Genomic DNA, 14,539 nt, shown 5'->3' on the forward strand with positions numbered 1-14,539 from the left:
ACGAAGTACAGGGAGGCACAAGGCCTGGCTGCTAGCGGGTGCTGCCGTTGGCTTGGGCATCACTGTGAGAATGGGCCGGCAGGTTCCAACAACCCCGAAAACCTGTCAATGGCCTTGGTCAGGCATCAGGTTGAAATGTTTTTCCGGGTTTTGAACGCATCCAAGTAAAATCGCCATATCTGACTGAATAAGTATTAATTATCTAATATTTTGTTAAAAAATGTTTAATTCTTGCAATAACCAATGTAAATTAGCGAAGTCAAAACGCGTTTCACGATTTTTAAAACCAAATTCAAGCAATGAATTCTTTTATCCTCAACCACCTTTTTTCTGCGTCGCCAAAACTCTTTATTATTGCCTTAACCGTGTTTGGGACTCAGGAATCTTCTGCCCAGAGCCTTACCAAAAAAAGCCAGGATTTTTCGGGTGCCGTGCCTACGCCAAGCACCTATGTGACCTCATCTACTGCCGCCAGCGCGACCAACTCCGGAGCAGCCGGCTACTTCACCCCTAATTTTACGCAGCCCGGCTTCGGGGCTTTTGGCGTATCTGACCAGAATGCCAGCACTACCGCTAATGTTATTCCGGTAGTTTTTGCCGACCAGGTATTCCAGGCAGGCTCCACTGGCAACGAGGTAACTTTCCAGCTGGGCCAGGAAGGGCAGTTTGGTTTCGATAATAATAACAGCGTGCGGGTAGGCGTGTCGCTGAACGGTGGGGCGCCGGTTACGGCCTTGACAATCCTTGGCCCTAACAGCAATGCCGCTCCTAAATTCGCCATTGGTCAAGGCGCTTCTGCCTCCGGTTCTTATGCCACTCCCAACACAGTTACGCAGGGGACAATTGCTACGTCCCAAAATCCAAACGCAGGTAGCATTGCTAACTTCACCGTCAATCTGCCAAATTTCACTACCAGAACAACCGTGGGTGTGACCATCACCATCAGTGCAGCCAGAAGGTCTATCGTGCTCATCAGCAACGTTATCATTTCCTCAGACTCCCCCCTGCCCGTCGAGCTCACCCGTTTCGCGGCCACGGCCAAAGGCCAGGGCGTGACCGTGGACTGGGCTACCGCCAGCGAGAAAAACAGCGACCGTTTCGAAGTCCAGCGCAGCGCCACTGGCGAAGCGTTCGAGACCGTAGGCACGGTGAAAGGGCAGGGCAATACCAGCAGCACTCACGCCTACACGCTCGTGGACAGCCGCCCGCTCGCCGGCCGCTCCTACTACCGCCTGCGTCAGGTTGATACCGATGGCACCACCGCCTACTCGCCGGTAGTGGCCGTGCAGCTGCGGGCCGAACTAGCCGTATACCCCAACCCCAGCGCGGGCATTGTGACGCTGCCGGCTGCATTAGGAGACGTGCGCTACCGCCTTCTCAACACCATTGGGCAAACCCTGCTCAGCGGCCAGGCCACCGGCAACGACCAACTGGACCTGTCGAAGCTCGCGAAAGGCACCTTCTTCCTGGAGCTCACCGGGGAAGCGGGCCGCACCACCCAGCGCCTGGTGCGCGAATAACGCCTCCCGCATTTTACAGCTTGTGCCTCAAAGCCCGGCCTTCCGTTAGCGGACGGCCGGGCTTTTTTGGTGTTTACTCGTAATAGCTTGGGTACCGGTCTCTTCTTCGCTCCTATCGCCATGTTCAATCCGTCTTTTTTCCTCCGCGCCGTACGGGCGCATGCAGCCGTGTTGGCTGGCGCTTTATACCTGGGGGCCTGCAGCAGCGGCGCGCCTCTCGAGCAAGCCAGCGGGGGCCAGGGCCTCGCCACGGCCGTGCCGCTCGACACCACGGCCACGCTGCCCACCGAAGCCTGCGGCCTGCTCACGCCCGGCGAGGTGGCGGCGCTCACCGGCCGGGCGGTGCGGCAGCAGACCCAAGGCGAGGCCTGCCGCTTCGTGGAAGCCAACCAACCCGCCAGCCCCGATGCCGTGGTGCTGGTGTCGTTTCGGCCGGCCGCCGCGTTTCAGATTGCCCGGGCCGGCAACGACTTGCGCCGCCGCAACATGGTGCCCGTTACGGGGCTGGGCCGCGAGGCGTATTACGATGACGACCACGGCGATTTGTACGTGCAGCTGCCCGACCGCACGCTGGTTATCGGCATGCCGCGCCGCGTGAAGGACCGGGCGCGCGAGCGGATTGCGCCGGAGCTGGCTCGGCTGGCGGTGGCCCGGCTGGCCCAGCGGCGGTAAGCGCGCCAACTCCCCTCCTTACCAAGGAGGGGACATCAAGCCAAAGGGTTGATTGGGGTGGTTGTGGCGTTGAACGGATGTTAAGCAAGCAGTCAGTATTAAAACCACAATAAAATGACTTTCAATACATTACTAATAAGAAAGCGTTAAATTAATTTGGCTAACCACCTAATGAACACTGTTTGGCAACGACTGTGAACGAAGCTCGCGCAACGCCACCAACCACCCCAGCTGCCGCTTCGCGTCAGCATCCCCTCCTTGGTAAGGAGGGGAGCCTGCCGTTTCGTAGCTTGCGGCACATTCAACCCCGCTCATGAAAAAACTTGCCCTGGCCGGCCTTGTCGCGGCCGCGCTCACCACGGCCTGCAACCAGACCAAAACCACCGAAACCGCTACCTCCGGTGCCAATAACGAAACCGGGGCGGCCGCCGACTCGACCTCGGGCCTGCCGGGCCTGTTCACCAGCTACTGGGAGCAGCAGTCGCGCCTCGACCCGCTCTCGGCCACGGCGTATGGCGACAACCGCTACAACAACCAGCTGCCCAACAACCAGACCCGCGCCTTCCGCGACACCATGCGCGTGTTCTACCAGGGCTACCTCGATAAGCTGCAAAAGTTTGACCGTGAGAAGCTCAACGACAACGATAAAATCAGCTACGACATCTTCGAGTACGAGATGAACCACGGCCTGGCCGGGCTCAAGCTCAACTCCTGGATGATGCCGGCCAACCAGTTCTACGGCCTGCCCATCTCGCTGGGCCAGTACGGCGCGGGCCAGGGCAACCAGCCCTTCAAAACGGTGAAGGACTACGAAAACTGGCTGGGCCGGGTGCGCGGCTTCACGGGCTGGACCGACTCGGCCATCGCCAACTTCCGGGTGGGCCTGCGCACCGGCGTGGTGCTGCCCAAGGTGCTGGTGCAGCGCATGATACCCCAGCTGCTGGCCAAGGACATCGTAGTAACCGACCCCACCCAGAGCCTGTACTACGGCCCCATTACCCGCCTGCCCCAGGATTTTTCGGCGGCGGATAAAACCCGGCTCACGGAGGCCTATAAAAAGGCCATTCTAACGGAGCTGGTGCCCGCTTACCAGAAGCTGGGCACGTTTATGCAAACCGAGTACCTGCCCAAGGCCCGCGCCACGAGCGGCATCGACGCCGTGCCCGGCGGCAAGGAGATTTACGCCTACGACGTGAAATACGAGACGACGACCGACAAGACGCCGGCCGAAATCTACCAGACCGGTTTGAGCGAAGTGGCCCGCATCCGGGCCCAGATGGAGGCCATCAAAACCGAAGTCGGCTTTAAGGGCGACCTGCCGGCTTTCTTCAAATACCTGAACACCGACGCGAAATTCCGACCCTACAAGAAGCCGGAGGAAGTGCTGGCCGCCTTCGAAAACATCCACCAGCGGATGCTGCCCAACCTGCAGAAGATGTTCGGCCGCACGCCCAAAACGCCGTTTGAGATTCGCGAAACGGAGAAGTTTCGCGAAGCCTCGGCCTCGGCCGAGTACAACCAGGGGTCGCCGGACGGCACGCGGCCGGGCATTTTCTACGTGCCGATTCCGGACGCCACCAAGTTTGCCACCACCTCGGGCATGGAGTCGCTGTTTCTGCACGAGGCCATTCCGGGCCACCACTACCAGATTTCGCTGCAGCAGGAAAGCACCGGTCTGCCCAAGTTCCGGCGCTTCGGCGGCCAGAATGCTTATGTAGAGGGCTGGGCGCTGTATTCGGAAAGCCTCGGGCCGGAGCTGGGCCTGTTTAAAGACCCGTACCAGCGCATGGGGGCCATGGGCGACGAGATGCTGCGCGCCGTGCGCCTGGTGGTGGACACCGGCCTGCACTCGCGCCAGATGACCCGCGAGCAGGCCATTGCCTACCTGCTGGCCAACCTGAGCACCACGCCCGACGAGGCCACCTCGGCCATCGAGCGCTACATGGCCATTCCGGGCCAGGCCCTGGGCTACAAAATCGGTCAGCTCAAAATCCGGGAGCTGCGCGCCAAATACGAGAAGCAGCTCGGCAGCAAGTTCAACCTCAGCAACTTCCACGACGAGCTGCTGAAGGATGGCTCGATGCCGCTGGCGGTGCTGGAGAAGAAAATGGATGCCTGGGCGGCGAAGCAATAAGCAGTCGGATATATACTAATCACGAAGCGGATTGCGAGAATGATGTAGAGACGCAAAGCATTCTGTAATGGGTATAGCTGCCAAAAACCCCGCCCGGATTATTCCGGCGCGGGGTTTTTTGGCATAAAAACGAGGAATTCTACGCCTATTTATGTAGCTTGCCCGCTTATTCAACGGTTGATGACGCGTTTTTTTACTATTTTGCTGTCCGCCTGGTGCCTGGCGGCCTACCCGGCCGGAGCCCAGCTATCGCCCGGCAACTCTACTTCCTCGACGCTCCTGACGGGCTTGTTCAACGATTATTGGGAAGGCCGGGCCCGTTTGTTTCCGCTGATGGCTACTTCCCAGGGCGACAACCGCTACAACGACCGCCTGCCCAACGACCAGACCCGCGCCTTCCGCCAGCAGCAGGTGCGCTTCTACCGCCGCTACCTCAACGACCTGCTCAACATTGACCGCGCCCGCCTCCGGGCCGACGACAAGCTCAGCTACGACATCTTTCAGTACGAAATGCGCAGCCGCCTGGAGGGCCTGCGGCTGAATACGTGGATGATGCCGTTCGCGCAGTTTTACAGCCTGCCCACCACGCTGGGGCAGCTGGGCGCGGGCACGGGCGCGCAACCCTTCCGCACGGTGAAGGACTACGACAACTGGCTGGCCCGGGTGGGCCGGTTCCCGGTGTGGGCCGACTCGGCCATCGGTAACTTCCGGCAGGGCATGCGTACTTCCGTGGTGCTGCCCCGCAGCCTGGTGCTGAAAATGGTGCCCCAGCTGCAGGCCCAGGTCACCGCCGACGCCACCAGGAGTCTGTTTTACGGGCCTATTACGCGCCTGCCGGCCAGTTTTTCGGAAGCTGACCGCGCCCGCCTCACCGCCGCTTACCAACAGACCATTGCCACGCAGCTGGTGCCCACGTACCGCAAGCTGGCCGAATTCCTGCAAACCGAGTACCTGCCCCAGGCCCGCGGCACCTCCGGCCTGGCCGATGTGCCCGGTGGGGCCGAAATGTACCGCTACGACGTGCGCCTGATGACCACCACCGACCGACCGCCGGAGGCCATCTACCAAACCGGCCTGGCGGAGGTAAAGCGCATTCGGGCCGAGATGGAGGCCGTGAAAAAGCAGGCCGGCTATAAGGGCAGCCTGAGCGGCTTCTTCAACTCGCTCACTTCCAACAGCAAATACACGCCCTACAAGTCGCCGGAGGAGGTGTTGAACGCCTTCCGGGGCATTCAGGCCCGCATCGCGCCCAAGCTGCCCCGGCTGTTTGGCCAGGCCCCAAAGTCGCCGTTTGAAATCCGACAGACCGAAGCCTTCCGTGCCGCCACGGCCTCGGCCGAGTACAACCGTGGCACGCCCGACGGCTCGCGCCCGGGTATCTTCTACGTGCCGATTCTGGACGCTACCAAGTTCAACGTCACCTCGGGCATGGAGTCGTTGTTTCTGCACGAAGCCATTCCGGGGCACCACTACCAGCTGTCGTTGCAGCAGGAAAACACCAGCCTGCCCAAGTTCCGGCGCTTTGCCTCTTACCCGGCCTTCAGCGAGGGCTGGGCCCTGTACTGCGAAAGCCTGGGCAAAGAGCTGGGCCTGTACACCGACCCCTACCAACGCATTGGCGCACTGGGCGATGAGATGCACCGCGCCCTCCGCCTGGTGGTGGATGTGGGCATCCACGCCAAGGGCATGAGCCGCGAGCAGGCCATCGACTACATGATGGCCAACGAGCCCATCAGCGAGCAGGCCGCCACCGCCGAAATAGAGCGCTACATGGCGCTGCCCGGCCAGGCCCTGGCCTACAAAACCGGGGCCCTGAAGCTGCGCGAGCTGCGCACGCGCTATGAGAAGCAGCTCGGCCTGAAGTTCAACCTGCGGGCTTTTCACGACGAAATTCTGGCCGGCGGCTCCATGCCCCTGGCCATTCTGGAGCGCCGCATAGACGCCTGGGCGGCCCGCCAGCGGTAAGGCGGGTCGGCGGGGACTTTTGAGGCGAAGCGGCGTTTGTCAGCCGGCGCTTACCTAGAGCTGTTTCTGCCTTAATTACAAATGCACACTGACCCTGAAACTACTCCAATTTCCTCCTACAGCAGTTTCCAAGTCCATATACAGAGTTAAAAGTTGAGAGTTAAAAATCAGACGTATTGGGTTTTAACTTTTAACTCTCAACTTTTAACTGTTTTCAAAAATGTACACTGACTCGGAAACTGCTATAAAAATCCCACCTATGCGTATGACGCTCTCTCCTTCCCCCCGCCGGTTGGCCGGTTTCCTGGCCACGCTCGGCCTGGCCTTCACCCTGATTCCCACCCCTGCTGTGGCCCAACAACCTGCTCCCGCCGCGACGGCCACGGCTCGCGCCGACCAGTCGCCGCTGCTTGCGCCCTGGGCCGGTGCCCACGGCGGCGTGCCGGCGTTCGACAAGATAAAAGTGGCCGACTTTAAGCCCGCGCTGGAAGTGGCCATGGCTGAGAACCTGGCCGAAATCGCCGCCATTGCCAACAACTCGCAGGCTCCTACTTTCGACAATACCATTGCGGCGCTGGAGCGCAGTGGCCAGACCCTCACCCGCGTATCGACGGCTTACGACATCTGGAGCAGCACGCTGAACGACGCGGCATTCAGCGCCGTGGAAACGGAGATGGCCCCCAAGCTGGCGGGTTTCTACGACCAGATTTCGCAGAACTCGGCGCTGTTCAAGCGCATTGAGGCGGTGTATAATGCGCCCGCTACCAAGAAGCTCACGCCCGAGCAGCAGCGGCTGGTGGAAGTGCGCTACAAGGAATTTGTGCGCTCCGGCGCCAGGCTCGATGCCACGGCCAAAGCGCGGCTCTCGCAAATTAACCAGCAGCTGGCCGGGCTTTTCACCAACTTCTCGCAGAACGTGCTGACTGACGAGGCCGACTCGGTACTGGTGCTGAAAACCGATAAGGACCTGGGCGGGCTGTCGGCTTCGCTGCGCGACGCGGCCAAGGCCACAGCCGGCACCCGCAAGATTGCGGCGGCGGGTGTCATCACCAACACCCGTTCCAGCATCGACCCGTTCCTGACCTATTCCGACCAGCGCGGATTGCGCGAAAAGGCCTGGCGCATGTTCACGAACCGCGGCGACAACGGCGGCGCGCACGACAACAACGCCATTATTACCGAAATTCTGCAGCTGCGGGCCGAGCGCGCCAAACTGCTGGGCTACGCCACCCACGCCCACCTGCGCCTCGACAACACGATGGCCAAAACGCCCGAAGCCGCCATGAAGCTCATGGAGCAGGTGTGGAAGCCCGGCGTGGCCCGCGTGAAAGAAGAAGTGGCCGATATGCTGGCTCTGGCCAAAAAGGAAGGAGCTCCGGCCAACTTCAAAATTGAGCCCTGGGACTACCGCTACTACGCCGAAAAAGTGCGCAAGGCCCGCTACGACCTCGACCAGAACGAGGTGAAGCAGTACCTGCAGCTCGACAAGATGCGCGAGGGCATGTTCTGGATGGCCGGCGAGCTGTTCAACTTCGCCTTTGTGCCCGTGACCGACGTGCCCGTGTACCACCCCGATGTGAAGGCGTGGCAGGTAAACGACAAAACCACCGGCAAGCAGATTGGCCTCTGGTACTTCGACCCCTACGCCCGGCCGGGCAAAAACTCGGGGGCCTGGATGAATGCCTACCGCAACCAGGAGCGCATGGATGGCAAGGCCGTGATGACCATCGTATCGAACAACTCCAACTTCGTGAAGGGCAAGGAAGGCGAGCCCGTGCTCATCTCCTGGACCGACGCCACGACGCTGTTTCACGAGTTTGGCCACGCCCTGCACGGGCTGTCGAGCAACGTGACGTACCCCACGCTCTCGGGCACCAGCGTGGTGCGCGACTACGTGGAATTCCCGTCGCAGGTGCTCGAAAACTGGCTGGCCACGCCGGAAGTGCTCAACCAGTTTGCCCTGCACTACCAGACCGGCAAGCCCATTCCGCAGGCCTTGGTCGACCGCATCAACAAGGCCAGCACCTTCAACCAGGGATTTGAAACCACCGAGGCCATTTCCAGCGCCCTCATCGACATGAAGCTGCACCTGGCCGGCACCCAGCAGATTGACCCCGATAAGTTCGAGCGCGAAACCCTGGCCCAAATGGGCATGCCCTCCGAGCTGGTGATGCGCCACCGTACGCCGCAATTCTCGCACGTTTTCTCTTCGGATGGCTACTCGGCCGGCTACTACTCCTACCTGTGGTCGGTGGTGCTGGCGGCCGATGCCTTCAGCGCGTTCACCGAAGCCGGTGGGCCCTACGACAAGGCCGTGGCCGCCCGGCTGCGCAAAAACGTCTTCACGGTGGGCAACACCATTGACCCCGCCGCCGGCTACCGCGCCTTCCGCGGCCGCGACCCCAGGATTGACGCCCTGATGAAGAAGCGCGGCTTCCCCATGGCCGGTGCCAAAACCGGCGGCAAGCTGGGGCCCGGCAAGCCGGTTGAGGTGCCGCCCAAGGTGCCGGTGCGCCGCAAGTAGCCGCTAAAACGGTCCGGTCCGACCGGTCGTCGTGAGGATGAAATCGTTGTGACTTAAACCGGTCGGACCGCCAAGGGCGGTTTCAGGGTCAGTGCACAGTTTTCAAAGGAAGTAAAAAGGAAGAATTAAAAATTTGTAAGTCAGGTTTTTAATTCTTCCTTTTTACTATTGCACGCGAGTTGCCTCGGCTACGCTTGGCATGACGTTCCTTATTTTCGGTTTTTCCTCATGACGCCTTCTGCCGCCGCTGCCGCAACTCAAGCTTCCCCTGTCACTGCCGCATCTGCCCGCTTCCCCCGCGCCGTGCCCTTCATCATCGGCAATGAAGTGGCCGAGCGGTTCAGCTATTATGGCATGCGGGCCATTCTGCCCACGTTTCTGGTGGCGCAGTTCTTCAACCCCACGCACAGCGCGGCTCTGACGGTGGTGGCCGAGGCCCAAGCCAACGATTTCGTGCATTCCTTCGCGGCGCTGGGCTATGCGCTGCCGGTGCTGGGCGCGTTGCTCGCCGATTGGGTGCTGGGCAAGTACCGCGTTATTCTCTACCTCTCGCTGCTGTACTGCGTGGGGCACGCGCTGCTGGCCGCTTTTGTCGATGATTTAAACGGCTTCCGGCTGGGCCTGCTGGTGGTGGCCGTGGGCATGGGCGGCATCAAATCGAGCGTGACGGCCAACCTGGGGGACCAGTTCTCGCGGGCCAATGCCCACCTGCTGCCCAAGGCCTACGGCTGGTTTCAGCTGGCCATTGATGTGGGCGCGGCCTTGTCCACGGCCTTTATTCCCGAACTATACGCCCGCTACGGGCCTGCCGTGGCCTTCGGCGTGCCGGGTTTGCTGATGGGCGCGGCGGCCCTCACCTTCTGGCTGGGCCGGCGGCATTACGTGCGTGTGCCCCCCACCGGCTTGCTGCGCGGCCTACGCGAAACCCTGGGGCCGGGCGAGAGCCGCGCCGCCCTGCGCCGGGTGGGCGCGGTGTTCGTCTTCATCCCCGTGGTGTGGGCGCTCTACGACCAAAGCGTGAGCGAGTGGGTACTGCAGGCGGCCCACCTCAACCGGGAGCTGTGGCCCGGCTACGCCCCGCGGCCCGAACAGATTCAGATTCTGGGCATTGTGTTCGGCATTGGGCTGAATCCGCTGCTCACCTACCGCATCTACCCGGCGCTGGAGCGGCGCGGGATTCGGGCTACGCCGCTGCGGCGCATGGGCGCGGGCATGGTGATTCTGGCCAGCTCAATGGTGATTATTGCCGGCGTCCAGCACGGGCTCGATACCGGGGGCAGCCCCTCGGTGTGGTGGCAGGTACTGGCGTATTTTGTGGTGGCGGGCGGCACGCTCATGGTGGCCGTTACGGGGCTGGAGTACGCCTACACGCACTCGCCACCGGGCATCAAGAGCCTGGTGACGTCGCTGTGGCTGCTCACCATCGCGGGCGGCAATTTCTTTCTGGCTTTGATGAGTGGCAGCATTGCGGCGGGCGGCTTTTTCGCCCGGTTTCAGGGCGCGAGCTACTACTGGTTTTTTGTGGGGCTGATGGCCGTGAACGTGGCCCTGTTTGCCCTCGTCGCCTCGCGGCTGAAGGAAAAAACGTACGTCGGGCTCGAACCCGTTGAACCCTTGTTAGCTTAGCCGTTCATTCCATCTAATTTTTAATGATGACCCTATCCCGTTCTGCTCGTGGCCTGCTGCTGGCGGGCCTGGCGCTGGCCGCTCCCCTGGCCGCCTCGGCCCAAAAAAAACCCGCTGCCAAAGCCACCAACGCCGCAGCCGCCATTCGCGAATCCGACATTAAGCGCGACCTGTTTGCGCTGGCCAGCGATAAGTACCGGGGCCGCGAGGGCGGCACGCTCGATGAGCTGAAAGCCTCGGTGTGGCTCGCCGACCAGATTCGGGCCACCGGCATGCTGCCGGCTGGCGACGACGGCACCTACTTCCAGTGGTTCAACCTGCAGCGCACCCGGCTAAACAAAAGCAGCACGCTGCGCATCGGCACCCATGAAATCAAGCTGAATGAGGATGGTTTGGTAACGGCCCCCACCAACGCCAGCGTGAACGCCCCGCTCGTGTTCGTGGGCACCGGCTCACCGGCCGAGCTGGCCAAAGTCGACATCAAGGGCAAGGCCGTGGCGGTGCAGATTGCCGGTGCGCCCACCGATGGCATCAGCTACCGGCGCTACGTGTTTGGCAAGTTTGCCGGGCAGGCCGGCGAACTGGTGAAGGCTGGCGCGGTGGCCGTGGTGTTCGTGTCGGATGCCAAGCAACAGGACCTCTACGACCACTGGAGCCACGTTTTTGAGCGCGGCCGCTACAGCCTGCCCGGCGCGGCCAGCACCAGGGTATTGAGCACGCCGCCGGTGGTGTGGCTGCCCGCCAGTGCCGCCAGCTGGGTGCAGCAGGCCGGTCAGCAATTCAGCACCGAGCTGAAGGTGGAGAGCTTCCAGTACCCATCGGTGAATATCGTGGCCAAGATGCCCGGCACCGACGCGCAGCTGAAAAAAGAGTACGTCCTCTTCAGCACCCACCAGGACCACGACGGCGTGCGCGCGCCCATAGCCGGCGACTCGATTTATAACGGGGCCGACGATAACGCCACCGGCTGCGCGGCCCTGCTGGCCATCATGCGGGCGTTTAAGCAGCAGCCGGGCCGCCGCTCGGCCCTGTTCGTGTACCAGGGTGCGGAGGAACGCGGCCTCATTGGCTCAACGTATTTTTCGGCCCACCCCACGGTGCCGCAATCGTCCATCGTGGCCGTGCTAAACGCTGAGATGATGGGCCGCAACGCCCCCGACAGCGCCGCCCTGCTGGGCTCCACCCCGCCTCACCTGAACTCTTCCGACCTCGTGAAAACCGCGCTGGCCGCCAACCAGGCCGGCCCTAAGTTCAAGCTCGATACCGAGTGGGACAAGCCCACCCACCCCGAAGGCTGGTACTTCCGCTCCGACCACCTGCCGTATGCGCGCCTCGGCATCCCGGCAATTATGTACACCTCGCTGCTGCACGTTGACTATCACACGCCCCGCGATGAGGCCGCCCGCATCGACTACGCCAAGCTGACGCGCATGACTACGTGGATGTACCTCACCGGCTGGGCCGTGGCCAACCGCACCGCCCCGCCGGCGCGGGAGCCCGGCTTCAAGCTGGAGCGGTAGAGCCCGCTTCCCCGGTCTGACCGCCCTAGGCGGTCTGACCGGTTGAAGGACCACCGATTGACAACCGCGACTCCCTGCCAACGGCATCGCCCTCCCCAAAAACCGGTGAAACCGCCTAGGGCGGTCTGACCGGTGGAGCCGCGCTATTGGCTGTTGCGAATGAGGGCGGCGTAGAACTGCACCATTTTCGGGTAGTTCGCCACGGGCATGCGCTCGTTGTTGCCGTGCATGCTCTCGATGGCTTCCTGGTTCATCTGCGCGGGTAGGAAGCGGTACACGTTGGGGCTGAGGGCGGCGTATTGGCGCGCGTCGGTGGTGCCCACCACAACGTAGGGGGCCACAATGGCCGCCGGAAACACGCTACGAATGGTGCGGTGCAGCCGCTGAAACGCCGGCGCGGCGGGGTCCGATATCGGCGAGGGCGCGCTGGCGTTGGGCAGTACCTTGATGCTGATTTTTTCGTCATCGATAATGCGGCACACCTCGCGCACCACGCCGGCCACCGAGTCGCCGAGCAGCAGGCGGAAGTTGACGGTAGCTGTGGCGTCAATCGGCAGCACGTTGTCTTTAGCCCCGGCCCGGAAGATGGTGGGCGCGATGGTAGTGCGCAGCGTGGCGTTGCCGGAGGGCGTGGCGGCCAGAATTTTCTTGATGATGCCCCCGAACAGCCAGCGGTTGGCGAATACCAGCCGCAGGCCCAGCGGCACTTCCGAGGCCAGGTAATCAAGCAGGTGGTCGTCGCCGCCCTCCAGTCGGGCCGGGAAGGAGTGCTGCTCCAGTTTCACCACGGCGGCCGCCACTGCCCCGATGCTCGTCTGGGCCGGGGGCATGGAGGAGTGGCCGCCCTGGCCGGTGGCCGTGAGCTCCAGGGTGAGGTAGCCTTTTTCGCTGATGCCTACTAGCGCCACGGCTTTTTTGAGACCGGCCACGCCGTCGGTTTTCACCAAGCCGCCTTCGTCGAGTACGTATTCACACCGGGTTCCACGCCGGGCCAGCTCGGCCGAAATTACCCTGGCCCCGCGCTGGCCTGAGCTTTCCTCATCCTGCCCGAAGGCCAGCAGCACGGTGCGCGTGGGCTTGTAGCCGGTGCCGAGTAGGTACTCCACGGACTCAAGTTGGGCGAGCACGCTGGCTTTGTCATCGAGGGTGCCGCGGCCGTAGAGGTAGCCGTCGGCCTGCGCGCCGGCGAAGGGCGGCCGGGCCCACTTGCCGGCGGTGCCGGGCAGCACGGGCACCACGTCGTAGTGGCCCAGCAGCAGCACGGGCTTCAGGGCCGGGTTGGTGCCGGGCCAAGTGAAGAGCAGGCCGTATTGGTTGAATTTTTCGAGCTTGAGCTGGGCAAAAACCTGCGGAAACGCCTGACGCAGGTAGCGGCCGAAACGCCCGAACTGGGCCGTATCGGTCTGGGCGAAGTCGGTGGTGGAAACGGTGGGAATACGCACCGCCCCCGCCAGGCGGGCCAGGGCTGAATCTGCAACCGGCACGGCCGGCGCGGCCGGCACCGCCCCCAGCTGGTGCGAGGGCAGCCGCAGGGTATTAACCACCAGCACCACCAGCAGTAGTAGAACCCCCAGCCCCAGCAGGCGTAAAAAGAAGCGCATGTATTTGCAGAAAATCAGGTTGAAAAGATGTCGCCAAGGTAGGGCCCAAACCGCGTTGCGCGGTACTACCGCTACCCCGCCCGAACAATTGCCCGGCCCGGCGGTATTGCCCCTGCCCTTTATCCTGCTTCCCACTCCCCGCTCCCATTCCATGCGCCACCTCACCGCCGCCGACATCCAGGCCTTCGACAAACTTTACCGCCTCAACCTCGTCAATGGCCTGCCCGGCTTCAAGCCCGCCAACCTGGTGGGCACCGCCGCCCCCGACGGCGCGACCAACCTGGCCGTGTTCAGCTCGGCCCTGCACCTGGGTTCCGACCCGGCATTGCTGGGCCTCGTGACGCGGCCCACCACCGTGCCCCGCCACACCTACGCCAACCTGAAAGCCAGCGGCTGCTACACCCTCAACCACGTGCCCGAGGCCCTGGCCGCCCAGGCGCACTACACCTCCGCCAATTTTCCCGACAACGTATCGGAGTTTGACGAATGCGGCTTCACGGCCGTGTACCGCGACAACTTTCCCGCGCCCTACGTAGCCGAAAGCCCGCTCAGCATTGGCCTGCGGCTGCTGGAGGAGCACCACATCAGCAACGGCACCGTGCTGCTGGTGGGCACCGTGGAGCACGTGTACCTGCGCGAAGACGGCCTGCGCGACGACGGGACGCTTGACCTCGTGGCGCTGGGCAGCGCCAGCATCTCGGGCCTCGATGGCTACCACGCCGTGCTGCCGCCGGTGCGCTTCGGCTACGCCCGGGTGGGGCAGCCGCCGGTGGCGCAATAGCGGCAAGGTGCCGCCATACGAACGCGAAAAGGCCCGCTACTAACGCAGTAGCGGGCCTTTTCAGTTATAGTGTCGGGGCCGGAAATAGGTTGACAGCTTTCCCAAAAGATGTCATGAAAACTGAGTTTGAGCCGCGTGTGCGGCGTAGTCAGCGCGACTACAGTTTGCCCTTTAAATTGGCCGTGGTGGGTGAAGT

General features: G+C 62.5%; 9 protein-coding genes. 8 read left to right on the top strand and 1 reads right to left on the bottom strand.

What is annotated here, in order from left to right:
* Positions 1–452 precede the first annotated feature (452 nt).
* The 7 genes from ABD819_RS16950 to ABD819_RS16980 all read left to right on the top strand — a co-directional run bounded on the left by ABD819_RS16950 (position 453) and on the right by ABD819_RS16980 (position 11,961).
* On the top strand, positions 453–1,520 hold the full coding sequence (locus ABD819_RS16950; RefSeq protein ID WP_345126181.1) for a T9SS type A sorting domain-containing protein: 1,068 nt from the start codon (positions 453–455) through the stop codon (positions 1,518–1,520).
* A 120-nt stretch (positions 1,521–1,640) separates the two neighbouring features.
* Positions 1,641–2,192: a hypothetical protein gene (locus ABD819_RS16955; protein WP_345126183.1), complete on the top strand. Its 552-nt coding sequence runs from the start codon at positions 1,641–1,643 to the stop codon at positions 2,190–2,192.
* A 313-nt stretch (positions 2,193–2,505) separates the two neighbouring features.
* A complete protein-coding gene (locus tag ABD819_RS16960; RefSeq protein WP_345126185.1) occupies positions 2,506–4,326 on the top strand; it encodes a DUF885 domain-containing protein in 1,821 nt (606 codons plus the stop codon).
* 180 nt (positions 4,327–4,506) lie between these two features.
* On the top strand, positions 4,507–6,291 hold the full coding sequence (locus tag ABD819_RS16965; RefSeq protein ID WP_345126186.1) for a DUF885 domain-containing protein: 1,785 nt from the start codon (positions 4,507–4,509) through the stop codon (positions 6,289–6,291).
* 265 nt (positions 6,292–6,556) lie between these two features.
* The gene (locus ABD819_RS16970) at positions 6,557–8,815 is read left to right on the top strand and encodes a M3 family metallopeptidase (RefSeq protein ID WP_345126187.1); all 2,259 of its coding nucleotides are present in this window, start codon (positions 6,557–6,559) and stop codon (positions 8,813–8,815) included.
* Between the two features lie 228 nt (positions 8,816–9,043).
* Positions 9,044–10,441, top strand: a complete 1,398-nt coding sequence (locus tag ABD819_RS16975) for a POT family MFS transporter (RefSeq protein ID WP_345126189.1) — start codon at positions 9,044–9,046, stop codon at positions 10,439–10,441.
* Positions 10,442–10,464: 23 nt separating this feature from the next.
* Positions 10,465–11,961 carry a M28 family peptidase gene (locus ABD819_RS16980; protein ID WP_345126190.1) on the top strand — a complete coding sequence of 499 codons (1,497 nt, stop codon included), beginning with the start codon at positions 10,465–10,467 and terminating at the stop codon, positions 11,959–11,961.
* Positions 11,962–12,104: 143 nt separating this feature from the next.
* Here ABD819_RS16980 and ABD819_RS16985 read toward each other — a convergent pair whose 3' ends face one another.
* Complete coding sequence (locus ABD819_RS16985; RefSeq protein WP_345126192.1) at positions 12,105–13,562, bottom strand: M20 family peptidase; 1,458 nt, start codon at positions 13,560–13,562, stop codon at positions 12,105–12,107.
* Between the two features lie 151 nt (positions 13,563–13,713).
* Here ABD819_RS16985 and ABD819_RS16990 point away from each other — a divergent pair, with 151 nt between their 5' ends.
* Positions 13,714–14,343, top strand: coding sequence for a flavin reductase family protein (locus ABD819_RS16990; RefSeq protein ID WP_345126193.1), 630 nt, complete (start codon positions 13,714–13,716; stop codon positions 14,341–14,343).
* Positions 14,344–14,539: the final 196 nt, after the last annotated feature.

It is taken from the genome of Hymenobacter antarcticus, from assembly GCF_039539545.1.
GTDB classification, from domain to species: domain Bacteria; phylum Bacteroidota; class Bacteroidia; order Cytophagales; family Hymenobacteraceae; genus Hymenobacter; species Hymenobacter antarcticus.

Excerpts from the sequence above, each read along its gene's own strand:
- ABD819_RS16965 (WP_345126186.1), top strand. The coding sequence starts at position 4,507 with ATGACGCGTTTTTTTACTATTTTGCTGTCCGCCTGGTGCCTGGCGGCC.
- ABD819_RS16980 (WP_345126190.1), top strand. The coding sequence starts at position 10,465 with ATGATGACCCTATCCCGTTCTGCTCGTGGCCTGCTGCTGGCGGGCCTG.
- ABD819_RS16960 (WP_345126185.1), top strand. The coding sequence starts at position 2,506 with ATGAAAAAACTTGCCCTGGCCGGCCTTGTCGCGGCCGCGCTCACCACG.
- ABD819_RS16975 (WP_345126189.1), top strand. The coding sequence starts at position 9,044 with ATGACGCCTTCTGCCGCCGCTGCCGCAACTCAAGCTTCCCCTGTCACT.
- ABD819_RS16985 (WP_345126192.1), bottom strand. The coding sequence starts at position 13,562 with ATGCGCTTCTTTTTACGCCTGCTGGGGCTGGGGGTTCTACTACTGCTG.
- ABD819_RS16990 (WP_345126193.1), top strand. The coding sequence starts at position 13,714 with ATGCGCCACCTCACCGCCGCCGACATCCAGGCCTTCGACAAACTTTAC.
- ABD819_RS16955 (WP_345126183.1), top strand. The coding sequence starts at position 1,641 with ATGTTCAATCCGTCTTTTTTCCTCCGCGCCGTACGGGCGCATGCAGCC.
- ABD819_RS16970 (WP_345126187.1), top strand. The coding sequence starts at position 6,557 with ATGACGCTCTCTCCTTCCCCCCGCCGGTTGGCCGGTTTCCTGGCCACG.